Source organism: Flavobacterium sp., from assembly GCF_024305175.1.
Taxonomy (GTDB): Bacteria; Bacteroidota; Bacteroidia; order Flavobacteriales; family Flavobacteriaceae; genus Flavobacterium.
This window is the reverse complement of record NZ_JAMWYY010000007.1, coordinates 1-23,928: the sequence shown is the minus strand read 5'-3', so window position 1 is coordinate 23,928 and position 23,928 is coordinate 1. Positions and strand designations below refer to the sequence as shown.

The following is a 23,928-nucleotide window of genomic DNA, read 5'->3' as shown; positions in this document are numbered from 1 at the left end:
TGAGTAATTTTGCAGGAATTTATAATCATCGATTTTTTACTCATGCCTAAGATAATTTCATTTTTTTCCTCCACACGGTTAATGGCTTTCCTTTTTATAATTTTTGCTGCTGCAATGGGCATCGGCACATTTATAGAAGATGCCTATAATACCGATACCGCCCGTAAATTTATATATAATGCCAAATGGTTCGAGCTGATAATGCTGCTTTTTATGCTCAATTTTTTTGGCAATATAAAACGCTACCAGCTTCATAAACGCGAGAAATGGGCTACGCTGCTGCTGCACCTTTCTTTTATACTTATCATATTCGGGGCAGCCGTAACACGCTATATAAGCTTTGAGGGTATGATGCCCATTAGGGAAGGTGCTGCCGAAAGCCAGTTTTACAGCGACAAGGCTTACCTTACCGTTTTTGTAGATGGGGAGTATGAGGGCGAAATGCGCCGCCGTACTTATGAAGAGCCGCTTATAATGACCTCTAAAGAGATACCTTTACTTGCCAGCAATGATTTTTCTGTTTCAGACCAGTTTAACAACATTCCTTTCGAAATAGAGTATAAAGAGTACATGACGGGCGCCAAGGAAGTTATAAAGGAAGATCCCAATGGTGTATTTTATATTAAAATGGTGGAAGCCGGAGACGGCGGAAGGCATGAGCACTACCTGAAGGAAGGCGAGGTGCAGAACATACACAACCTGCTTTATGCTGTTAATAAACCTACTCCGGGAGCTATCAATATTACTACCGATGGCGAGAACTATACTATAAGCACCCCTTTTGAAGGCAGCTTTATGCGCATGGCCGACCAGTTTCAGGGTACGGTTGCAAAAGACTCTGTGCAGCCTTTAATGCTGCGTTCGCTTTATAATTTAGGTGGTTCACAGTTTGTATTCCCTGAGCCTGCCGTTAAAGGTGCTATAACTTATGAATCGGATAACGATTTTAAATCGAAAGAAAACGCAGCGCTAACCGTAGTAGTACGCACACAGGGGCAGGAAAAAGAAGTGACACTTTTAGGTGGCAGCAAAAAAATGGGCATACCACAGGCATTTAAAATAGGCGACCTTGAGTTTACGCTGCTTTTTGGTAGTAAGGTGCACGAGCTTCCGTTTGCCGTAAAGCTGAACGACTTTATCGCCACTAAATATCCGGGAACCGAATCGAGCTATGAATCGTTTGAAAGTAAAGTAACCGTACTGGATACTGAACAAAATAATAATTTTGATGCGCGCATCTATATGAACCATGTGCTCGACTACAGGGGTTACCGTTTTTTCCAAGCATCATACGACCAGGACGAAAAAGGAACTATCCTTTCGGTTAATCACGATTTTTGGGGTACATGGATATCTTATATAGGTTATTTTTTACTTTACATCGGGCTTATGGCAATATTGTTTGACAAGAACACGCGTTTTGGTGACCTGAAGCGTAAACTTGAAAAAGTAAAAGAAAAGAAAGCAGCCTACATGTCTGCATTATTAGTGTTTTTCACTCTGGGTGTTTCTGCACAGGATCATATACATGAGGAGTTCTCACAGCAACAGCTTGACTCACTTATCCAGAAATATAAGGTAAGCGAAGAGCATGCAGCCAAATTTGGGCGTGTTATAATTCAGGATGCAGGCGGAAGGATGAAGCCGGTAAACACCTTTTCATCAGAGTTGTTAAGAAAGGTCAGTAAAAGCGATACTTACAAGGGCATGAACGCCGACCAGGTGCTGCTCTCTATGGCTATGCTTGATCAGGCTTGGTACAACATGCCTGTTATCTACCTTAGTCGCGGTAATGACAGCCTGCGAAGTGTTGCAGGTATAAAAAAAGATGCCAAATATGCCGCTCTTGCCGACTTTTTTGATGCTAAGGGTAATTATAAACTTTCTTCTTTACTGGATGAAGCGTATAGAGAACCTGTTCCTAACAAGTTCCAGAAAGATTTTATGGAAATTGATAAGCGCATCAACCTTTTATATTCAGCGCTTAGCGGCCAGATATTAAAAGTTTTCCCTGTACCCGGAGATAAAAATAATAAATGGGTTTCTTACCTTGAAATCAGTGAGCCTACAGGCACCGCACTTGATACGGTTAAAAATGTGCTGCCGTATTATTTAACCTCACTTGCCAATGCCACTGCAACAAATGATTACAAATTATCGGAAAGCCTTTTGGAAGGGCTCAAAAAATACCAGCATAAATATGGCGCTGAGGTAATGCCCGAAGACGACAAAGTAGAGGCAGAGATATTGTATAACAAATATGATATCTTTAAAAAGCTCTTCTCTTGGTATATGTACGCCGGGCTGCTGATGTTATTCTTTGTTATTGTAAATATTTTTAATAACAGTAAATGGGTGAAAATAGGCATAAAGTCGTTCCACATAATTGTAGGGTTACTTTTCGCCTTACATACCGCAGGCTTAATTGTACGTTGGTACATATCAGGCCACGCCCCGTGGAGTAACGCTTATGAGTCGGTTATTTACGTAGGCTGGGCTACCATGTTCTTCGGTTTGGCCTTCGGCAACAGGTCTAAGCTAACGGTTGCTGCGGCTGCCTTTGTAACCTCTATCGTGCTTATGGTTGCCCACTGGAACTGGACAGACCCTGAAATTGGTAACCTTGTGCCGGTACTTAACTCTTACTGGCTAATGATACACGTGGCGGTAATAGTGGCAAGCTACGGGCCATTTACACTCGGTATGATACTCGGTCTTGTATCAATGTTGCTCATGCTTTCTGTTAACGACAAGAACAAGGCTAAAGTAGATTTAAACATAAAAGAGATTACCTATATCAATGAAATGGCGCTTACCGTTGGGCTTGTTATGCTTACCATTGGTAACTTCCTCGGTGGGCAGTGGGCTAACGAAAGCTGGGGCCGCTACTGGGGCTGGGACCCTAAAGAAACCTGGGCGCTGGTAAGTATTATGGTATATGCATTTGTTATACACATGCGTTTTGTACCTGCACTGCGCGGCTCGTGGATATTTAATTTCTTTAGTGTACTGGCGTTTGCCTCGATATTAATGACCTACTTTGGTGTAAACTTCTATCTTACAGGGTTGCACAGTTATGCAAGTGGTGAGGTACGCACGCCAATGTACTTTTTCTGGATGGCGTTGGGCGTAATTATACTGGGGATATTCTCTTTCTTCAAGTACAGGAAATATCTCAGGAAATAAATAAAGCTAAGGCTGTCAGATTTGGCAGCCTTTATTTTTTGCGCTTGTCCTGTTGCGATTCTTTATAATGGTTTTGCAGTGTGTTTATAAAATGGAGTATCACGCCTATACCCATAATTATATAAGCAATGGTAAAGAGCTTGCCTGCATCTGTTTTCGGGGAAAGGTCGCCAAAACCTATTGTGGTAAGTGTAACTACCGAGAAGTAAAGCGAATCTATAATACCCCAGCCTTCTATAAAATGGTAGGCAACAGTGCCTATAGCCAGTATAACCGCAGTAGTATAAAGCAGATCCCTGTATTCGGGATTTTTTAGAAATGTAAAAATAGTCCTGAAAAAATACATGGCCGGGCTGTAGGTTAACAATGGTTAAATATATCGGTTTTATTGAAATTATATGTAAATTTATCCAAAAATAAAAAGATGAAAAACATACTATTACTCGCTTGCAGCATAATACTTTTAGTAGGCTGCAAGGACACAGCTAAAGACACTGTGCAACAAACATTAGCATCATCTGAAACATCACAACCAATGGCAAAAGCAACTATATACCAGTTTAAGGTAAAAGACCTGTACGGCAAAGAATTTGATTTTGCATCGCTTAAAGGCAAAAAGGTTATTATAGTTAACACAGCTTCTAAATGCGGACTTACTCCACAATATAAAGACCTTGAAGCACTTTATAAAGAGTATAATGACAAAGGGCTTGTTATCGTAGGTTTTCCTGCCAATAACTTTGCAGGTCAGGAGCCGGGAACCAATGAGGAAATTGCTGCTTTTTGCGAGCAGAACTATGGTGTAACCTTCCCTATGATGGATAAGATATCGGTAAAGGGTAATGATATGGCGCCGATATATAAATTCCTAACCCAGAAAAGCCAGAACGGGCTTCAGGACAGCGAAGTGGATTGGAACTTCCAGAAGTACCTTATAAACAAAAACGGCGAGCTTGAAAAAGTGGTTAGCCCACGCACCCTGCCAACCGATCCTGAAATTGTAAACTGGGTAAAGGCTTAATTGTCTTTACCATTATGTACCTGAAATGATTTACCCTAAAATACCCCTGGCGCAAAGCATTATACAATTATGCCTTGCACAGGGGGTTAAGCATATTGTAATATCGCCCGGCTCACGCAATGCACCGCTTACTATTGGTTTTGCAAATAATTCACATTTTAAATGTTACAGCATTGCCGACGAGCGTTGTGCAGGTTTTTTTGCACTGGGTATGGCGCAACAGCTAAAAAAGCCTGTCGCGTTAGTATGTACATCCGGTTCGGCACTGCTGAATTATTATCCGGCTGTTGCCGAGGCTTTTTACAGCCAGATACCGCTTGTAGTAATTTCTGCCGACAGGCCGCATGATAAAATAGATATTGGCGACGGGCAAACCATACGGCAGGAAAACGTGTATGCCAACCATATACTGTATAGTGCAAACCTTACAGAGGAAGCTGGCGAAGAAAATGATAAAAAGATAAATGCAGCGCTGATTAGAGCGATAACCCAAAAAGGCCCGGTACACATTAATGCACCTTTTGAGGAGCCGCTGTATGAAACGGTAGAAGATGTGACTGTTAATCCGGTTGTGCAGGAAATTCCGGTTGTTGAAGATGCTTTAACTGCGGATATAACCCCATTTGCTGTAAAATGGAACGCGGCACAAAAAAAGCTGGTTTTAGTTGGTGTAGATGACCCTGACACTTTGCCTGCTTCTGTAATTGAAAAGCTGGCGGCAGACCCTTCTGTAGTTGTTATGACCGAAACTACAAGCAACCTTCACCACGAAAGTTTTATTGATAATATTGATACTATAATTACCCCGTTCACCCAAAGCGATTTTGATGAGCTGAAGCCTGAAATACTGCTTACTTTCGGCGGGATGGTAGTATCTAAGAGAATTAAGGCATGGCTGCGAAATTATGCGCCTGCAGAGCATTGGCATGCCGATCCGCTTAGGGCTTATGACACCTATGGCGCTTTAACTCAGCACATAGAAGCTGAGCCTGAGGTATTTTTATCGGAACTGCTTCAAAACACACACCCTGTTCAGAGTGAGTATAGCAATTCTTTTCAGCATATTAGAGCTTTAAGGCAGCAAAAACATAATGAATACCTTGCAAAAATACCTTTTTCAGATTTCAAGGCTTTCCAAATAATCATTCCACAACTGCCCGAAAATTCGCATCTCCAGATAAGCAACAGTGCCGCCATACGTTATGCACAATTATTCAGCATTAAGCCTTCGGTTGCGGTATTTTGTAACCGTGGCACCAGTGGTATAGATGGCAGTACCTCTACAGCCGTTGGCGCGGCTGTGGCAAGCGGAATCCCTACCACGCTGATAACAGGAGATATCAGCTTTTTTTATGACAGCAATGCTTTGTGGAATAACTATATACCTAAGAATTTCAGGATAATACTCATAAATAATGGGGGCGGGGGTATCTTCAGGATATTGCCTGGCCATTCAGAAAATGCTGTCTTCAATACCTATTTTGAAACCGAGCACACCCTTACAGGAGAACACCTTGCCAGAATGTACGGCTTTGGTTATGCTTCTGCAAAAGGCGAGGAAGAACTTGCATCGGCTATGCAAAATTTCTTTAAGGATTCAGCGCAACCGCAGTTATTGGAAGTATTTACCCCAACAAAAGATAATGATAAAATACTGAAAGCTTATTTTAAGGAGTTGGTGTAGCGTTTCTTTGTTACCTTTGCAAAATGATAGAAACAGGAAAATATAATGCCCTTACTATTGCAAGGGAAACTTCGGTCGGCTTATTTTTAACAGATGGCAATACCGATATACTGCTGCCTAAAAAATATGTGCCAAAAAACTACAAAATAGGCGATATACTTACTGTTTTTGTATATCTCGACCAGGAAGAAAGGCCTGTGGCAACCACCCTGGAGCCGTATATCATACTCAACGACTTTGCTTTTTTAAGGGTTAACCACACCAATAAATTTGGTGCTTTTTTAGACATGGGGCTCGAAAAAGATTTGTTTGTCCCTTTCAGGGAACAGGCAAAACCAATGGAGCAGGGCAAGCGCTATATGGTACATATGTATTATGATGAGCAGAGCGGCAGGCTTGCCGGCAGCAGCAAGATAGGGCGTTTTCTTGATAACGAAGAACTGACAGTAGCCGAAGGCGAAGAGGTAAATCTTACGATTTCGCATATAACTGATATGGGTATTAATGTAATTATAAACGGCAGGCACAAAGGGCTGGTTTATAAAGATGAAGTATATCATGACCTGAGGCCCGGCGAAAAAATGAAAGGCTTTATTAAAACCATAAGGCCTGATAATAAGATAGATGTAAGCCTGCAAAAATCTGGTGTAGAAGGGATTGAACCTAATGCCGAGAGAATACTTGCCGAACTTAATGCCAGCCGCGGCTTTTTAAGGCTTAATGACGACAGCCACCCCGAAGATATAAAGACTGTACTGCAAATGAGCAAAAAAGCTTTCAAAAAAGCAATCGGTAGCTTATATAAACAAAGGCTTATCGATATTAAAGAAGATGGTATTTATTTGATAGATTAACTAATCTTTAATCAATTACTTATTCTGATTCCTCTTTATCGCCTTTAATGGGATAATTACCAAACTCCGTAGCCAGTTTATAAATGCGGTAAGGCTTGTATGAAAATTTGTTGCTAAGCGCAATAAGTGCTACAGTATCTTTTTTCAGTGTTACATAAGATGATGTATTGCCGTGCCACCATCCGTTGTGGTAAAACATCTTTTCTCCTGTTTTCCATTCATTCAGCCGTATGCCCAGGCCATAGTTTTTAATTCCTTTGCTTTCATAGCTGTAGCCTTTAAATACCTGTTTAACCAAATCAGGGTTCAAAAAAGTATCAGAGTAGGTGGCAAGGTCAAACTTAAGCAGGTCGCGCGGGGTAGAATAGATGTTTTTATCGCCATATACATTATCAAGAAAATCAAATCCATACAATACATTGTTCCCTTTATAAGAAAGGCTTGCAGAATCTTTATGTAGTTTATAATCAAACACATACGTATCTTCCATGCCAAGTGGCTCGAACAATATTTTCTGCATGGCACTGGCATAGCTCATGTGTGTCAGTTTTTCTATTACAAGCGCCAGCATGGCATAGTTGGTATTGCAGTAGCCAAATTTTTTATCCGGTTTAAAATACAGCCCTAGTTTGTGCTGAGCAAGCAAATCGAGTATATCCTGATTGGTTAGCATACTGCGGTCCCAGATAGCCCTGTCATCACAAAAATAGGCGTAATTGGGCAGCCCGCTACGGTGGTTAAGCAGCATTTTAATAGTTATATCCTCATACGGAAATTCGGGTAGTACAGTATTAACCTTCTGGTCCAGCTCCAGCTTTCCGAAATCAATTAGCTTAAGCACTACCGCAGCTGTTAATACCTTGCTTACAGAAGCAATATGCAGCGGTGTGTGTGCTGTTATCTTTTCTTTATTTGCCCTGTTGGCAAGGCCTCCGTATTTTTCATAAATAACCTGTCCGTTCTTTGCCACTAAAAAACCACCGCTAAGGTCGTTCTTAGTCCAGTTCTTTTTGTAAAAATCATCAATGTGCAGGGCTTTCAGGCTTTTGTATCCGGGCGAGAGCCTGTTCAGTTTAATATCGAGCGGGTGTATAACCAGCGCGGTATCTTTTGTTTTTATTTCGGGTTTGTGTTCTGCAAGCAGCTCCTTATCCGGTTTGCAGGAAAAGGTGAGCAACATCAAGAGTATATATATAGGGAATTTAAAAAACTTCATCTTTCAAATATGCATAAAAAGCAAATATAAACATCCGAAAATATTTTTTGTATAAAAAAATAAGCGTTAACATTTAAATACTTCTGCATTTTGTAACTTAAACCGCTTAAGTTTTTGACTAAAAGCGTTTTATTACCATAACCGCCACACTGCATTTATTTTGATTGGGCAAATGCGAAAAATGGCTTATTTTTACAGTAAAATAATACACACCGATGAGCGAAATAAATTGGAAAACCGTAAAGGAATTTGAAGATATTACCTATAAAAAATGTGATGGTGTTGCCCGTATAGCCTTTAACAGGCCGGATGTGCGTAATGCCTTCAGGCCCAAAACAACAAGCGAGCTTTTTGAAGCTTTTTTAGATGCACGCGAAGATACCTCTATCGGGGTGGTGCTGTTATCTGCCGAAGGGCCTTCTTCTAAAGACGGGGTTTATTCGTTTTGCAGCGGCGGCGACCAGAAAGCCCGCGGGCATCAGGGATATGTGGGCGATGACGGTATGCACAGGCTCAACATACTTGAGGTGCAGCGGCTTATACGTTTCATGCCCAAAGTAGTTATTGCAGTTGTTCCGGGCTGGGCTGTAGGTGGCGGGCACAGCCTTCACGTGGTGTGCGACCTTACCCTTGCCAGTAAAGAACATGCTATATTTAAACAGACTGATGCCGATGTAACCAGTTTTGATGGTGGCTATGGCTCGGCATACCTTGCCAAGATGGTAGGGCAGAAGCGTGCCCGTGAAATATTCTTTTTAGGAAGGAACTATTCAGCACAGGAAGCATATGAAATGGGTATGGTTAATGCTGTTATACCGCATGCCGAACTTGAAAGTACTGCTTATGAATGGGCACAGGAAATATTAGGTAAATCGCCAACGGCAATAAAGATGCTTAAGTTTGCCTTTAACCTTACCGATGATGGTATGGTAGGCCAGCAGGTATTTGCGGGTGAGGCCACAAGGCTTACTTATATGACAGAAGAAGCTAAAGAAGGGCGTGATGCTTTTCTTGAAAAAAGGAAGCCTAACTTCAGGGATATCAAATGGATACCATAACCATTTGTAAAACTATATATGGATAATTTTATAAACGAACCTATAGATACAGCATCCTTGCCACGCTTTGAAGAAGTGAAGCTCAATCCGCTACAATCTTCCTACTACAAGGTGATACTATTTAATATAGCTGTCCGCTATCTCATTGCCGGTATAGTAGCCGGTTGTGCTCTCTATTTTGTAGAGGGCACTACTCAGGCATACTGGTATATAGCATTGGTGCTGTATATAGTATTGTTGCTGTTTTCGTTATTCATTTCACGTATCAGTTTTAAGAATAAAGGCTTTGCCTATCGCACGCACGATGTTATATACCGCAGTGGCGCTATAGCCATAAGCACTGTTATTGTGCCATACAACCGTGTTCAGCACGTAGCGCTGCATGAAGGGTGGCTGTCACGCAGGCTTGGCCTTGCACGGGTAGAGATTTTTACTGCCGGCGGAGACAGCAGCGATGTTAAGATACCGGGACTTGATAAAGAGCATGCAGAAAGTATAAAACAACTTTTAATGGGTAAGGTTTTAAACATACAAGAGCAGCATGAAGAGTGATTTCAGCAGCCCGCAGCGGCAGTCGCTTGTAGGGCTTATTGTAATGTTTGGCGACACACTGCAAAGTACCTTAAGATCATTATGGCCGTTTTTGCTGGTGTGGGCGTTTCGCATTAACCAGATGAACCGCCTGTATGTAATAATTGTTATTGGCTCGGCACTTATTTTAACGGCTATAATTGCTTATTTAAAATTTTACAATTTTACTTTTTTTCTTGATGAGGAGAATGAGGAGTTTGTTATAAGGAAAGGTATATTAAACAAAAGCCGTATTGCCATACCACTTGATAAGATACAGCAGGTAAACATCAACCAGTCTTTAATACAAAAATTTATAGGTGTTCATTCGCTTGAGGTAGATACTGCCGGGAGCAGCAAAAAGGAAGTAACTATTAAAGCCATAACACACGATTTGGCACTCTCCCTTAAACAACGTTTATTAGATTCTGAGAAAAAGATCCTGGAAGATGGCAATGTACAAGATAGCAGCCATACAGATAAAGCTTACCCGTTTATCAGTATAAGTTTTGCAAGCCTGCTTAAAACAGGCATAACCAGTAACTATGCCCGTAGCTTTGCGCTGTTGTTTGCATTTGTAATTACTGTTTACCAGAACATAGAAGATTATTTTGAAGGCGAAGGTTATGAAAACGACCCGCTTGATAAATATGTGAATGGTGAAGTACTGCTAAAGTTTGCCGCATTTATTGCTATTGCCATTTTAGTGCTCACACTTTTGGTAAATCTTTCTAGAACCATCTTGAAGTACTTTGGCTATACTATTACTCTGCAAAACAAATCCCTGCTGTTGTCATACGGATTGCTGAATACCAAGAACACGATAATAAGACCTGAAAAAGTACAGATAGTTGCTTTGAGGCGCAATTATTTTCAGAAAAAAATGGACATACAGGATGTCAGGATAAGCCAGGCATCTAATAACGATGATTCTAAAGAACAGCAACAGGAAGCAATAGAAATTCCCGGATGCAGCGAAGTTGAGAAGAATGAGCTTTTAACATTTCTGCTTGGGCAGATACCCCAAAAGGGAGAAGGGCTAAAACCGAATATCAGGAAAATTATATTAAATACAGTCAGGTTTATTATTATACCGCTCGCACTATATTTTGTTTGCGCAATATGGTTTTACAACGAATTATTTGAATATATGATATTTCTGCCGTTGTATCTTACTTTTATTATCAGCATGATATATTTCGGCTACAGGAACAGCAGGCTGTACAGTACCAAAGATTTTATAATTAAACAAAGCGGGGCCTGGGATATAGACAATGAGTTCCTTGCGCCGCATAAAATACAGGCAGTACGGCTAACACAGTACTTTTGGCAAAAAAAGGCCAATCTAGGGGCGATAAAATTATATACAGCAGGCGGAAATCTTTCTTTTACCGTAGCCGATTACACACGTCTTAAGGAGCTTGCCAACTATTGGCTGTATAGTGTAGAAGCCACAGATAAAAACTGGATGTAACAGGCATTAAATTAAAAACATCATATAAATGAATGCAAAAGCATGGCTTGAAGCCGCGCGTTTAAGGACACTGCCTCTATCGGTTTCAGGAATACTGGTAGGCAGTTTCTATGCTTTTTCTCAGGGCTTTGTTAGTTGGCGAATATTATCATTTGCACTTATTACCACACTGGGGCTACAGGTACTCTCTAACTTTGCAAATGATTACGGCGATGGTATTAAAGGCACTGACAATGAGCACCGCATAGGCCCGCAACGTGCCATACAAAGTGGCGCCATAACAGTAGCAGCCATGAAAAGAGGCATTATTATAACCTCATTGCTCACACTTGCTTCGGCAATAACGCTTATATACCTCGCATTTGGCAAAGACGACTTTGCAAGTTCCTTTTTCTTTTTCTTTTTAGGGCTTGCGGCAATAGCATCGGCCATAAAGTATACTGTAGGCACCAGCGCTTATGGTTACAGGGGGCTGGGGGATGTATTTGTGTTTATTTTTTTCGGGCTGGTGAGCGTATTGGGTTGCTATTTCCTCTTTACAAAACAGATAGACAGTTTGATAGTACTGCCTGCCATTGCCATAGGGCTGCTTAGTGTTGCCGTACTAAACCTTAATAACATGCGCGACCAGGTCTCAGATGCAATGTCAGGAAAAAATACGCTGGTAGTAAAAATGGGACCTGCAAAGGCAAAACTTTATCATTATTTTATAATAGTTACTGCATTGGTTTTAACGCTAACATTCGCTATATTGTATGGCTTTAAGCCGGTACAGTACCTGTTTTTGGCGGCATATGTGCCATTTTTGCTGCATATAAAAACCGTAGCCAGAAACAATATACCAAAAGCGCTGGACCCCGAACTTAAAAAAGTAGCGTTAAGCACTTTCTTGCTTTCAGTATTATTGTGTATAGCATTGCAATTATAATAACCAAACCCAAAATAATAAATTATGAAAATAACATACTACGGACACGCCAGCCTCGGGATTGAAGTGGGAGGCAAAAAAATTATTGTTGACCCCTATATTTCAGCGAATGAACTTGCTAAAGACATTGATATAAATGAACTTGAGGCAGATTACATCCTGATTACCCATGCGCACGGCGATCATATACTTGACGTGGATGCCATTGCTAAAAATACAGGTGCTGTAATTGTTTCTAATGCCGAGATTGCAGGCTATTATGAAAAGAAAGGTTTTAAGGCTCATCCTATGAACCACGGCGGAAGCTGGAACTTTGACTTTGGTAAAGTAAAGTATGTAAATGCTATCCACTCAAGCTCGTTTCCTGATGGTACCTATGGCGGTAACCAGGGAGGTTTTGTGATTGAGGGAGAGCATAAAAACATATACATTGCCGGAGATACCGCACTTACCTATGATATGAAGCTTATACCGCTCAGGACAAAGCTTGATCTTGCCATATTGCCGATAGGCAGCAACTTTACTATGGATGTGGAGGATGCCATTATAGCTTCTGACTTTTTAGAGTGCGACAAAATACTTGGCTATCACTATGATACCTTCGGCTATATTAAGATAAACCATGAGGAAGCCAAACGAAAATTCTACGATAAAAATAAAGACCTTATGCTTTTAGAGATAGGCTCATCTTTAGAATTATAATATTTTGAAAGCTTCTTATAAAAAATATGTACTTAATTTTAAACGCCCTAGCGGAACTTCGCGGGGCGTTCTTACCCAAAAAGAAACCTGGTTCATTATACTTGAAGAAAACGGTAAAAAGGGTATAGGCGAATGCGGCATATTGAGAGGGCTCAGTATAGATGACCGTCCTGATTATGAAGATAAGCTAAAATGGGTTTGTGAAAATATACATTTAGGCGAAGAAACGCTGTTGAACGAATTAACTGAATTTCCTTCAATACAATTTGGTCTGGAAACAGCTTTTCTGTCAGTAAAAGGCACATCGCCTTTTGTTTTATTTCCATCGTTATTTACAGAAGGAAAAAATACTATTGGCATAAACGGGCTTGTATGGATGGGAGAGGAGCAGTTTATGAAAGAGCAGATAGAGGAGAAGCTCGCTCAGGGTTTTAACTGCATAAAACTCAAAATTGGTGCAATTGATTTTGAGAGAGAGCTGGCCCTGCTCCGTTTTATAAGGCAGCATTTTGGCCCTGAAACGATAGAAATAAGGGTTGATGCCAACGGGGCATTTACTCCCAAAGAAGCTCCTGAAAAACTGCAACGATTATCTGAATACAATCTGCACAGTATAGAACAGCCCATAAAACAGGGGCAGTTTACACAGATGGCCAATCTCTGTAAAACAAGCCCTGTACCTATTGCTCTGGATGAAGAGCTTATAGGTGTTTTTAATATGCAGGATAAAAAAGAGCTGCTTAAAAAAATCAATCCCCAATACATTATTTTAAAACCAAGCCTTGTGGGTGGTATTCACGGTTCTGAAAAATGGATAAGCTTAGCCGAAGAAAACAATGTTGGCTGGTGGATAACTTCGGCGCTCGAAAGTAATATCGGCCTTAATGCTATAGCGCAGTTTACCTATAGTAAGAACAATCCTATGCCTCAGGGCCTGGGTACGGGTGCGCTTTATACCAATAATTTTGATTCCCCTCTCACTGTAAAACAAGGTCAGTTACATTATATTGCTGAAAAACAGTGGAATATAAACGGACTTGTGTAACTACTCGCCTTATTTTAACTGAGTATATAATACTTACGTTAATATTGGCATATCTTCTTGACATGACTGCTTAAATTCACTACATTTAGTAGCATAAAACATCCGCCTGACTTTGCGGATGCAACCTGACTTCCAACCATCATTTTATTTGGCTATTATTTAATAATCTGTTATAGAATAATTAGCACTGTATACCATTTTGAGTTTGTAATTTAGAAGTACATAAAACAAGTAACTAAACCACTCATTGCTATGGAACGACTAGTAAACCACGAAAGCAGCGCCAATGCGGTAAATGCAGTACTTTATGAAAGAGCTGCTGCACAGTTGGAGAAAGAAACTGAAAAGCCCGAAGTACTTAGCTGCAACCAGTTAGTTAAGAATCTTTTAAAAACAAATCTTAAATTGCTTAAACTAAACGAGATAAGCAGTATACTGCTGTTTTAAAATATATGCTATGGAAAAAGAACCACATACCAATACCGAAAACGAAAACCTGCGCGACCAAAGTAAAGGCAACGGCGATACTTCCGGGCAAAATGAATTTCACAGGAATGACAATGCCGGCAGTAACAACCTGAATGACGACATGCATGCAACCGCTAATGACCGTGCACCTGAAAATATAGATGATACCGATAAATATCTTGCTATGGAGCAACCGGGTGTGCAGTACACTAAAGAGAGCGGCTCTGTGCATTTATCTGATGAAGATGGTTACAACAGTAACAACAAAGCGGATAAATGGAATGCAGAAGGCGGTAACAGCGAATATTCTGATGCCTTTAACCAGGATGATTATATACTGCAGGACAATGTTGATCTTGATGAAGACCAAAACCAGTCAATATCAAGTGATGACGATGATTTTGAAGAAACGAACGAGAGATATTAAACTTTTAATATCCTGATAAAAAACCTTCCCCGGTACAATAGTATTGGGGATTTTTATTAGTAAAAGTTATGACAGGAAACTCAAAATTTGCGATATATGGCGCGCTTGGCGCCAATTTGTGTATTGCTGCTGTAAAGTTTGTAGCGGCTTCTATAACAGGCAGTAGCGCAATGATTTCGGAAGGAATTCACAGTACGGTTGACAGTGGCAACTCTTTATTGCTTTTGCTGGGCATGAAAAGAAGCCAAAGGCCCGCAGATGCAGGGCACCCTTTTGGGCACGGCAAAGAAATTTATTTTTGGTCGCTTATTGTTGCCATACTTGTATTTTCGCTTGGCGGAGGCATGTCTGTTTATGAAGGCATAAGCCATTTACAGCATCCGGTAGCATTGTCTGACCCGATGTGGAACTATATTGTGCTGCTTGCTGCTATGGTTTTTGAAGGTGCATCACTTTTTTATACTATTCGGCAATTTAATAAGAGCAGGGGAAAGCTCGGGTTCTGGAAAGAGTTAAGCCTGAGTAAAGACCCCGGGCTTTTTGCAGTTATCTATGAAGAGAGCGCTGCTATTGCCGGTTTGGTTATTGCGCTTTTGGGTGTATGGCTCGGGCATTATTTTCAGAATCCGGTTTTTGATGCAGGAGCATCTATACTTATAGGCTTGGTGTTGGTATTTGTTGCTATAACTATGGTTAGGGAAAGCAAAGGGCTGTTAGTAGGCGAGAGCGCCGGCACGCCAATAGTAAAAGGTATATATAATCTTGTAAATAACGAGCCCAGAGTGCATACTTTATACTATCCGCTAACCATGCATTTGGCACCCAATGAAATATTGCTTGCACTTGATGTGGAATTTAAAGGCGACATGACGGTAAAAGAACTATTTGGTACCATTCAACATTTAGAAGACCAGATTAAAAAGGAGTATCCATCGGTTAAAAAAATATATATAGAAGCCAAAAACTTTGAAGGCAAAGACAGGCCATGGGAAGATTTATAATATTTCTACAAACAAAAAAAGAACCCGTAAAGGGTTCTTTTTAGTATAAGTTAAAGTCTCAGACCTATTCGTCTTCCTCTTCTTCTTCGCCGCCTTCATCGGCTATTTCAAGGTCTTTAAGTGCATCCATGTCATCAGATGGCTCATCTACCATATCGTCATCTTCAAAATTCTCAATCCTGTCGGCAAGCTTGGTACTTACTTTTACAAGGTATATGGTATCTTCGGTACGAACCTCTACAGCCTCGATGGTTTCATTCTTGGCATTTTTAAAGCGTATAATGTTTGAATCATCATAGCCTTCCGGAAATTTTTCGACCAATAAGGTCAAAATCTCGTTTGTCAGTTTAGCGTAGTCAACAATTACTCGTTTCATCGGTATTATAAATCTAATAAGTAGGCAAATATAAGCGGTGCAACGATAGTTGCATCAGATTCTATGATAAATTTTGGTGTTTTTATATCAAGTTTTCCCCAGGTAATTTTTTCATTAGGCACAGCCCCTGAATAGGAACCATAGCTGGTTGTAGAATCTGATATCTGGCAGAAATAGCTCCAGAAAGGTACATCGTGCATCTCCATGTCCTGATATAGCATTGGCACTACGCATATAGGGAAATCTCCCGCAATACCACCGCCAATCTGGAAGAAACCAATACCGTTGCTGCAATTTTTGGTATACCAGTCGGCAAGGAAAGCCATATACTCAATACCCGATTTCATAGTAGAAGCCTTAAGTTCTCCTTTTATAACATAAGAAGCAAATATGTTACCCATAGTACTGTCTTCCCATCCCGGTACTATAATTGGCAGGTTCTTTTCGGCTGCGGCATACATCCAGCTATCCTTAAGGTCTATTTCATAATATTCTTCCAGCACACCACTTAAAAGCATTTTGTACATAAACTCATGCGGAAAGTAGCGCTCGCCTTTGTCATCAGCATCTTTCCATATTTTATGGATGTGCTTTTGCAGGCGGCGGAAAGCCTCATGCTCCGGTATACAGGTATCGGTAACACGGTTCAGGCCCCTTTCCAGTAAATCCCATTCCTGCTCAGGTGTAAGGTCCCTGTAGTTTGGCACACGCTCATAGTGGCTGTGGGCAACAAGGTTCATAATATCTTCTTCAAGGTTTGCTCCTGTGCACGAAATTATCTGTACTTTATCGCGGCGAATCATTTCGGCAAAGCTCTTGCCAAGTTCTGCAGTACTCATGGCACCGGCAAGCGTTACCATCATTTTAGCGCCGTCAGCAAGCTGTTTTTCATAGCCTTTTGCAGCATCTACAAGAGCTGCGGCATTAAAATGCAGATAGTGCTTTTCTATAAACTGGCTTATAGGTCCTTTACTCATTTCGGGTGTTTTTTATTCAGTTTTATTCTTTATTGTAACCAAGTATTTTTAAAACTTCTTCAGCTTTCTGCATTTCAGAGAAAACCTCTGTCGCTAATATACCATTTTCATCCCTGTCTATTAATATATGCTTTGGTTGCGGTATAAGGCAGTGGTGCAGCCCACCATAGCCGCCAATGGTTTCCTGATAGGCGCCTGTGTTAAAAAAGCCAATATACAGTGGTTTTTCTTTATTATATTTTGGCAGGTATATGGCGTTCATATTCTGCTCAGAGTTATAATAATCGTCGCTGTCGCAGGTTAAGCCTCCTAAAAGTACGCGCTCATAACTTTCATTCCAGCGGTTAATAGCAAGCATTATAAAACGCTTGTTTATTGCCCATGTATCGGGTAGGGTGGTTATGAAAGAAGAATCTATCATATTCCATTTCTCCCTGTCATTTTGTTGTTTTTGGTACAACACTTGGTATATGGCACCACCGCTTTCGCCTACAGTAAAAGAACCGAATTCTGTAAAAATGTTCGGTACATCTACTTCTGCCTCCTCACAGGCAATTTTAATCTGGTTCACAATTTCGTCAATCATGTACTGGTAGTCATATTCAAACGCCAGCGAATTTTTGATTGGGAAACCGCCACCAATATTAAGGCTGTCTAACGACGGGCATTCTTTTTTAAGGTTTATGTATACCTTTAGGCATTTAAGCAATTCGTTCCAGTAGTAAGCAGTGTCACGAATACCTGTATTGATAAAAAAGTGGAGCATTTTAAGCTCTACATTCTTATTTTCGTGAATTTGTTTCCTGTAAAACGGAACGATGTTGCGATAACCGATACCAAGCCTTGAGGTATAAAATTCAAATTTAGGCTCTTCTTCGGCTGCAATACGGATACCTATTTTAAACTTTCCTTTTATCTGTTCCTGTAAAAGGTCGAGCTCTTCATAATTATCAATAATAGGTATTGTTTTGTTATGCCCGTTATTTATAAGCCTCGCAATGTTGCTTACATATTCATCTCTTTTAAAGCCGTTGCAAATTATGTATGTATTCTTGTTGATCTTGCCGTTTTCAAGCAGTTTTTCAACAATATTAATATCATAAGCGGCAGAGGTTTCTATGTGAATATTATTCTTAAAAGCCTCATTCATCACATACTCAAAATGAGAGCTTTTTGTGCAATAGCAATAATAATATTTACCTTCATATTTGTTTTTCTCCATTGCCACCCTGAACCATTCTTTGGCTTTACGAATGTTGTTGGAAATTTGCGGAAGATATGTAAATTTTAAAGGCGTACCATATTTCTCTACAAGCTTCATCAGGTCGATGTTGTGGAAAAGCAGGTTGTCTTTATTTAATGTAAACTCTTCCTGCGGGAAATAATATGTCTGGTTAATGAGGTCTGAATACTTTGTGTTCATTTCTGTAGCTAAAAGTTTGAAAGTTTATATTTTTAAAACGCGAAAATATGAACGGTTTCAAACCCTGAGATTGGCATATATAATCTGTAGTTTTTCGTGCTGGTTTGCCTTAACGCAAAAAACATCGGCTGCCACAATGTTAACAAGCAGTTTAACCAGTGGCTTTACATCTGCTAATGCCCTGTATTTACTGATAGTACCGCAATGGGAAAAGATGCTGTTTACTTTTTTCATTGCGACAAATGTAAAAAAATATACAACGTATTTAAAAACTATTCTCTTAAAAAATTGTTAGTTTTGGTAGTCGCGGAATGCATTGTAAATTAAAGGGTTATCAGCTTCCTGATCTATAACCGCTTTTCCTGTTTCCTGCAATAACACAAACTTCACTAAGCCAAATTCATTTTTTTTGTCGTGCAGTAGCAATTTTATAATCTCTGTCTCATCATTTTCTGTAATTTCAAGTTTCCCGAATACGCCTGTAAGCACTTCTTTAATGTAATTATATTCATTTTCAGAGAGCATCTTTTTTTGCATAGATAAATGAGCCTCCAGTATCATTCCGGCAGCTATTGCTTCTCCATGTAAAAGTATCTTTTTATCCCTACTTTCAAGAAAATACGATTCTATTGCATGCCCAAGCGTGTGTCCGAAATTTAAAATTTTGCGAATGTTTTTCTCGAAAGGATCCTGCTCAACAACCCCCATTTTAATTTCAACCGAGCGTTTAATGGCTGCATCTAAATCATCATTGGTTAAGTTGGTAAGGCTTACTACGTTTTCCCAATATTTTTTATCATATATTAAACCGTGTTTAAGCATTTCTGCAAAGCCGGAACGTATTTCTTCAGCAGGCAGGGTTGCCAGGTATGAAGTGTCAGCCAGTACCGCAACAGGATTGCGGATAATACCTACCTGATTTTTAAGGCTCCCTAAATCTACCCCGGTTTTACCGCCAATTGCGGCATCTACCATACCAAGCAGAGAGGTAGGGATGTTTATAAAATCTATACCGCGTTTAAATGTAGCTGCTATAAATCCGCCAAGATCTGTCACTGCGCCACCGCCCAGATTAATAATAATGCTTTTCCTGTCGGCGCTTATATCTGCCAGTGTTTGCCAAACCTGTGTGCAGGTTTCGATAGTTTTGTTTTCTTCTCCCGGCTCAAGTTCTATGATCTCTATGGGCAGGTCGGTTTCAAAACGCTGTAAAAATAAAGGAAGGCAGTACTGCTGTGTATTGCTGTCGGTAATTATAACTGCCATAGAGTAGCGGTTAAGCCTTACATTTTCGTACAGCCACAGATAGCAGTCGTCATTAAAGAAAATTGTATAATCTGCTGTTTTTACAGCTTCCATGTTTAATGAATTTAAATATCCGCAAAATAAGGCAAATTATATTATTAATTCTTGTGCAGTATTTATATTTGCACAAATTTCTTTAAAAGCAATGGAAAAAATATTTAATAATACCGAAGTTGCATTTTCCCTTAAAAGCGATACCGAACTGGACAGGGCCTATTTTTTATTTAAAATGATTGCCTCGCAGCCGCTTGTGCGCATAGGTACTGCGGTTACCAATTTTGCGTTAAAGGCACACCTTCCGGTAGAAGGGCTTATAAGGGCTACAGTATTTGATCATTTTTGTGGTGGTACTACAGAAGAGGATTGCCTGCCGGTGGTAGATAAAATGTACACTAAAGGGGTATCCTCGGTACTGGATTATTCTGTAGAAGCCAAAGAAGACGAGATGGAATTTGATATGGCATTGCAGAAAACGCTTAAAACCATTGTTTTTGCAAAAGAAAAGAATGCTATACCTTTTGCAGTGTTTAAGCCAACCGGCTTTGGCAGGTTTGAACTTTATGAAAAGCTTGGTGAGGGTAAGGAACTCAATGAAACTGAACAGGCAGAATGGAGAAGGGTAGTGGAACGTTTTGAGCAGGTTTGCAAATCGGCTCATGATAATGATGTAGCATTACTTATTGATGCTGAGGAAAGCTGGATGCAGGATGCTGCCGATGCACTTGTAACACAAATGATGCAGAAGTATAATAAAGAAAAAACTATAGTTTTTAATACACTTCAGATGTATCGCTGGGACAGGCTCGATTATCTTAAAAATCTACATGAGCAGGCAAAGCAGGAAGGTTTTTATATAGGGATGAAAGTAGTTCGTGGCGCCTATATGGAAAAAGAAAACAAGCGTGCCGAAGAAAAAGGATATAAGTCGCCGATATGCATTTCTAAACAGGCTACAGACGATAATTATGATGCCTGTATAGCCTATATGATTGAGCATATAGATACCATGGCTATTTTTGCCGGGACACATAATGAAGAAAGCTCTTATAAGCTGATGCAGTTGATGCATGCTAATACTATAGCAGCAACAGACAACCGCATCTGGTTTGGGCAGTTGTATGGCATGAGCGACAATATTAGCTTTAACCTGGCCGCAAGCGGCTACAATGTTGCAAAATATTTACCTTTTGGCCCTGTAAGAGATGTAATGCCCTACCTGATAAGGCGGGCAGAAGAAAATACATCTGTAGCAGGACAAACCAGCAGGGAACTTAACCTTATAAGCGCTGAAAGAAAGCGAAGGAAACTAAATTAGATAATACAATGAAATTTAAATTCAGGCTTGCATATTACCTTTTCGGAATGCTAATAGGAGTGATGTTCCTTATGTTTTTTTTAGCCAACAAAAAGGCTGAGTTTTGCTATTTACCCAACTGCCGAGTACTTAAAAACATACGCAGCAAGAATATGACTATTTCTGCAGAAGCACAAAAAACGCTTGATGAAAAATGGGTAACGCTTAACGATATAAGGAATTCTGTTCAGGATGGAGATGTGGATTTTTCCAAAAGTAAAGAAAAATATAAAGGAGGTACTGTTTACGTAATAGAAAGCGAAACTGCTAAAGGAGAGCCCATTGAAGTTGTAATGGTTAATTATGAAAATAAGGTGCTACTCAAAGAAGTAAAAAAGCAATAAAATTTTACCTCTAAAACTTGTAATTACTAAAAACCGGGTTATATTTGCAGTCGCAATACGAAACTGGTCACGGTTAAGTACTGCAACATATTGGGGCGATTAGCTCAGCTGGTTCAGAGCACCTCGTTTACACCGAGGGGGTCGGGGGTTCGAACCCCTCATCGCCCACTAAAATCTAACTTTATTTTATATAAAGTAAGCTAAATCACAGAAAACCTGCACTTTACGAAGTTGCAGGTTTTTTTATTTTATCCCTGTACGGTCAAAATTTTGAAAAATGCACAGTGATTTGTGGCACTTTTGTGGCACATTGAACAGTTTGGAAAATGTGCCACAGAATGTGATTTAATGTTTTGACTGTCAGCTAATAAGCCTGCTTAACATCTTGATTTAAGGACGCTATAATTCTAATTTTATTAATACTTAAAATGTTGAATTATGCTAGCAGCAAGTTTTGGGATAACCTTCTTTCTGAAGACCCCGCGAAAAGAGACCAATGAGAAAATGATTTACCTGGGGATTACCGTTGACGGTATTCCAAAGGAAACCTCTACCCGGAGAAAATGGGATGCTACACGTTGGGACCAAGGTAAAGAGCGTGCCACAGGAAACCGTGAAGATGCCCGAACCACTAACTTCTTTCTGGATACACTACAGACAAAAGTCCATCAGTACATTAATGAGCTCATAAATCATGGGCGGCCAATTACCAGCCAAAAGCTGATGGATTATGTATTGGGCAAGTCAACTGACAAAGCTATGATTGTAGAAGAGTTCCAGCTCCATAATGACGAACTTCTGGCATTGGTAAAAAGAGGTGAATATGCTATCGGTACGCATACGCGATTTGAAATATCAAAAAAGCACATAAAGGAATTTGTACGCTTCAAGTACGATATGCAGGATATGGATTTTCGGGAGCTTAACTTCGAATTCATTAAGGATTACGAATTCTACCTGAAGACCGTAAAGAATATCAGCAACAATACAGCAGTAAAGTACATAACAAACTTCAAGAAAATTGTACTTCGGGCTATTGACAAGGAAATTATTACCCACGACCCTTTCAAACGCTTTAAGGCTAAGAAAATTAAAGTACCTAAGAAACCGCTTAGCAGCCATGAACTAGCACTATTGGAAAATCATACTTTCTCTACACCACGCCTGGCGGCGGTAAGGGACATTTTCGTATTCCAATGCTATACAGGACTTGCGTACATAGACGCTTTCAACCTGAAGAAAACCGATGTGAAAATCGGCATTGATGGTGAAATGTGGATTATTACCGAAAGGCAGAAAACAGGCAGTAATATTAATATACCTCTACTGCCTAAAGCCAAAGCTATTATGGAACGTTACAAAAACCATCCGATTTGCCTGGAACGAAATTCTGTCCTTCCGGTAACTTCAAACCAGAAGATGAACGCCTATCTCAAAGAGATAGCTGACCTGTGCGGCATTCAAAGTACATTGAATACACATAAAGCCAGGCGTACTTTCGGAAGCACTGTAACGCTAAATAATGATGTACCTATTCATGTAGTTAAAGAAATGCTAGGCCATCAATCGGTAAAGCAGACCGAAGAGTATGCTATTACTGAGCAGAAGTCTATCGGAAAGGAAATGAAGCAATTACAGGAGAGATTGGGGAACGCTAAAACTGATCTTCCACCTGACGATACAAGAGCAATTATTTCAAAAATGGAAAAAGAAATTAGAGAGCTAAAAGCCAAGCTTAATATGACGGGGAATGAAAAGCTTGAAGGTAAAGGTGTTCTCCGAATATGCAGATAATTAATTATCGCCCCAGTGCGGCTACAATTACAACATAAGCGAAAAGAAATCTTCAAACATGTTACCAATTTGGTAACAATTTTATATATTTGCAATGAGAATAATTGCTGTAAAAACCTTAAAGAACTATTGGGAGCAATTTCCGGATGCAGAAAGGCCGCTCCAATACTGGTATAAAGAAGTGACTGCTGCCGATTGGAGCAGCCCGAACGATTTGAATGGCCAGTATGGCAATGCCTCGGTACTGACAAGCAAGCGTGTTGTTTTTAATATTCATGGCAACACCTACCGGCTGATAGTGGATATTGAGTACCGACTGAAGATAGTATTTATAGTCTGGCTAGGAACACATAAGGAGTACGATAAGATTAACGCAAAAGAGATTAGCTATGTTAAGACTGATAAAAAATGACTCGCAATACGAAGATACACTTGCGCGCATCTATGAACTGATGCAAATGGACTTGCAGCCTGATACACCAGAGTCTGATGAACTGGAAATTCTCTCAATGTTAGTTAAGAAGTATGAAGATGAACATTATCCCGTTCCTGAGCCAACTCCACTAGAAGCTATAAAATATCGGATGGAGCAACTGAACATTTCCGATGCTCAACTCTCTGAAATTTTAGGTGCTCGTTCCCGAAAATCTGAAATTCTTTCAGGAAAAAGGAAATTAAGTTTATCAATGATTCGGGCTTTAAAAGAGAAACTGAATATATC

At 40.0% G+C, this 23,928-nt stretch carries 25 protein-coding genes and 1 tRNA gene; 19 read left to right on the top strand and 7 right to left on the bottom strand.

Annotated elements, in window-relative coordinates; translation table 11 throughout:
• Positions 1-81: 81 nt before the first annotated feature.
• Complete coding sequence (gene ccsA, locus Q0K96_RS02965; protein ID WP_297332520.1) at positions 82-3,186, top strand: cytochrome c biogenesis protein CcsA; 3,105 nt, start codon at positions 82-84, stop codon at positions 3,184-3,186.
• 31 nt (positions 3,187-3,217) lie between these two features.
• Here ccsA and Q0K96_RS02960 read toward each other — a convergent pair whose 3' ends face one another.
• Positions 3,218-3,532 carry a potassium channel family protein gene (locus Q0K96_RS02960; protein WP_297332519.1) on the bottom strand — a complete coding sequence of 105 codons (315 nt, stop codon included), beginning with the start codon at positions 3,530-3,532 and terminating at the stop codon, positions 3,218-3,220.
• A gap of 78 nt (positions 3,533-3,610) precedes the next feature.
• Here Q0K96_RS02960 and Q0K96_RS02955 point away from each other — a divergent pair, with 78 nt between their 5' ends.
• From Q0K96_RS02955 to Q0K96_RS02945, 3 genes are read left to right on the top strand one after another with little or no spacing between them, the layout of a single operon-like run.
• Complete coding sequence (locus tag Q0K96_RS02955; RefSeq protein ID WP_297332518.1) at positions 3,611-4,207, top strand: glutathione peroxidase; 597 nt, start codon at positions 3,611-3,613, stop codon at positions 4,205-4,207.
• A 25-nt stretch (positions 4,208-4,232) separates the two neighbouring features.
• The gene (gene menD / locus Q0K96_RS02950; protein ID WP_297332517.1) at positions 4,233-5,891 is read left to right on the top strand and encodes a 2-succinyl-5-enolpyruvyl-6-hydroxy-3-cyclohexene-1-carboxylic-acid synthase; all 1,659 of its coding nucleotides are present in this window, start codon (positions 4,233-4,235) and stop codon (positions 5,889-5,891) included.
• Positions 5,892-5,914: 23 nt separating this feature from the next.
• The gene (locus Q0K96_RS02945; protein WP_297332516.1) at positions 5,915-6,745 is read left to right on the top strand and encodes a S1-like domain-containing RNA-binding protein; all 831 of its coding nucleotides are present in this window, start codon (positions 5,915-5,917) and stop codon (positions 6,743-6,745) included.
• Between the two features lie 19 nt (positions 6,746-6,764).
• Here the strand turns inward: Q0K96_RS02945 and Q0K96_RS02940 are convergent, their stop codons facing one another.
• Positions 6,765-7,961: a serine hydrolase domain-containing protein gene (locus Q0K96_RS02940; RefSeq protein WP_297332515.1), complete on the bottom strand. Its 1,197-nt coding sequence runs from the start codon at positions 7,959-7,961 to the stop codon at positions 6,765-6,767.
• Positions 7,962-8,176: 215 nt separating this feature from the next.
• On the opposite strand from Q0K96_RS02940, the gene Q0K96_RS02935 reads away from it, so the two are divergent.
• The 9 genes from Q0K96_RS02935 (at position 8,177) to Q0K96_RS02895 (ending at position 15,634) form a co-directional block, all read left to right on the top strand.
• A complete protein-coding gene (locus Q0K96_RS02935) occupies positions 8,177-9,019 on the top strand; it encodes a 1,4-dihydroxy-2-naphthoyl-CoA synthase (RefSeq protein WP_223052615.1) in 843 nt (280 codons plus the stop codon).
• A gap of 18 nt (positions 9,020-9,037) precedes the next feature.
• Positions 9,038-9,571 (top strand): PH domain-containing protein, encoded by a 534-nt coding sequence (locus Q0K96_RS02930; RefSeq protein ID WP_297332514.1) that lies wholly within the window; start codon positions 9,038-9,040, stop codon positions 9,569-9,571.
• Positions 9,561-11,063 carry a PH domain-containing protein gene (locus tag Q0K96_RS02925; protein WP_297332513.1) on the top strand — a complete coding sequence of 501 codons (1,503 nt, stop codon included), beginning with the start codon at positions 9,561-9,563 and terminating at the stop codon, positions 11,061-11,063. The genes Q0K96_RS02930 and Q0K96_RS02925 overlap by 11 nt, the downstream gene beginning before the upstream one ends.
• Positions 11,064-11,091: 28 nt before the next feature.
• The gene (gene menA / locus Q0K96_RS02920; protein WP_297332512.1) at positions 11,092-11,991 is read left to right on the top strand and encodes a 1,4-dihydroxy-2-naphthoate octaprenyltransferase; all 900 of its coding nucleotides are present in this window, start codon (positions 11,092-11,094) and stop codon (positions 11,989-11,991) included.
• A 24-nt stretch (positions 11,992-12,015) separates the two neighbouring features.
• A complete protein-coding gene (locus Q0K96_RS02915) occupies positions 12,016-12,693 on the top strand; it encodes a metal-dependent hydrolase (RefSeq protein ID WP_297332511.1) in 678 nt (225 codons plus the stop codon).
• A 4-nt stretch (positions 12,694-12,697) separates the two neighbouring features.
• Complete coding sequence (locus tag Q0K96_RS02910) at positions 12,698-13,738, top strand: o-succinylbenzoate synthase (RefSeq protein WP_297332510.1); 1,041 nt, start codon at positions 12,698-12,700, stop codon at positions 13,736-13,738.
• Between the two features lie 252 nt (positions 13,739-13,990).
• Positions 13,991-14,185, top strand: coding sequence for a hypothetical protein (locus Q0K96_RS02905; RefSeq protein ID WP_297332509.1), 195 nt, complete (start codon positions 13,991-13,993; stop codon positions 14,183-14,185).
• Between the two features lie 10 nt (positions 14,186-14,195).
• Positions 14,196-14,633, top strand: a complete 438-nt coding sequence (locus tag Q0K96_RS02900) for a hypothetical protein (protein ID WP_297332508.1) — start codon at positions 14,196-14,198, stop codon at positions 14,631-14,633.
• Positions 14,634-14,701: 68 nt separating this feature from the next.
• A complete protein-coding gene (locus tag Q0K96_RS02895) occupies positions 14,702-15,634 on the top strand; it encodes a cation diffusion facilitator family transporter (protein ID WP_297332507.1) in 933 nt (310 codons plus the stop codon).
• Between the two features lie 64 nt (positions 15,635-15,698).
• Here the strand turns inward: Q0K96_RS02895 and Q0K96_RS02890 are convergent, their stop codons facing one another.
• From Q0K96_RS02890 to aroB, 5 genes are read right to left on the bottom strand one after another with little or no spacing between them, the layout of a single operon-like run.
• Positions 15,699-16,010, bottom strand: a complete 312-nt coding sequence (locus tag Q0K96_RS02890; protein WP_223052624.1) for a hypothetical protein — start codon at positions 16,008-16,010, stop codon at positions 15,699-15,701.
• 5 nt (positions 16,011-16,015) lie between these two features.
• Entirely contained in the window at positions 16,016-16,987 is a 972-nt protein-coding gene (locus Q0K96_RS02885) for a deoxyhypusine synthase family protein (RefSeq protein ID WP_297332506.1), read from the bottom strand.
• Between the two features lie 22 nt (positions 16,988-17,009).
• Entirely contained in the window at positions 17,010-18,410 is a 1,401-nt protein-coding gene (locus Q0K96_RS02880; protein WP_297332505.1) for an arginine decarboxylase, read from the bottom strand.
• Between the two features lie 57 nt (positions 18,411-18,467).
• Positions 18,468-18,644, bottom strand: coding sequence for a hypothetical protein (locus tag Q0K96_RS02875; protein ID WP_297332504.1), 177 nt, complete (start codon positions 18,642-18,644; stop codon positions 18,468-18,470).
• A 57-nt stretch (positions 18,645-18,701) separates the two neighbouring features.
• Positions 18,702-19,769: a 3-dehydroquinate synthase gene (gene aroB, locus Q0K96_RS02870; protein ID WP_297332503.1), complete on the bottom strand. Its 1,068-nt coding sequence runs from the start codon at positions 19,767-19,769 to the stop codon at positions 18,702-18,704.
• Positions 19,770-19,860: 91 nt separating this feature from the next.
• On the opposite strand from aroB, the gene Q0K96_RS02865 reads away from it, so the two are divergent.
• From Q0K96_RS02865 to Q0K96_RS02840, 6 genes are all read left to right on the top strand, one after another.
• Positions 19,861-21,030, top strand: a complete 1,170-nt coding sequence (locus Q0K96_RS02865) for a proline dehydrogenase family protein (protein ID WP_297332502.1) — start codon at positions 19,861-19,863, stop codon at positions 21,028-21,030.
• 8 nt (positions 21,031-21,038) lie between these two features.
• The gene (locus tag Q0K96_RS02860) at positions 21,039-21,413 is read left to right on the top strand and encodes a DUF4258 domain-containing protein (RefSeq protein ID WP_297332501.1); all 375 of its coding nucleotides are present in this window, start codon (positions 21,039-21,041) and stop codon (positions 21,411-21,413) included.
• A gap of 93 nt (positions 21,414-21,506) precedes the next feature.
• Positions 21,507-21,581 (top strand) — tRNA-Val (locus Q0K96_RS02855).
• Between the two features lie 270 nt (positions 21,582-21,851).
• Complete coding sequence (locus Q0K96_RS02850) at positions 21,852-23,207, top strand: site-specific integrase (protein WP_297332500.1); 1,356 nt, start codon at positions 21,852-21,854, stop codon at positions 23,205-23,207.
• 94 nt (positions 23,208-23,301) lie between these two features.
• Entirely contained in the window at positions 23,302-23,619 is a 318-nt protein-coding gene (locus Q0K96_RS02845) for a type II toxin-antitoxin system HigB family toxin (protein WP_297332499.1), read from the top strand.
• The coding region (locus Q0K96_RS02840; protein ID WP_297332498.1) for a transcriptional regulator at positions 23,597-23,928 on the top strand (332 nt) is incomplete at its 3' end. The genes Q0K96_RS02845 and Q0K96_RS02840, both read left to right, overlap by 23 nt.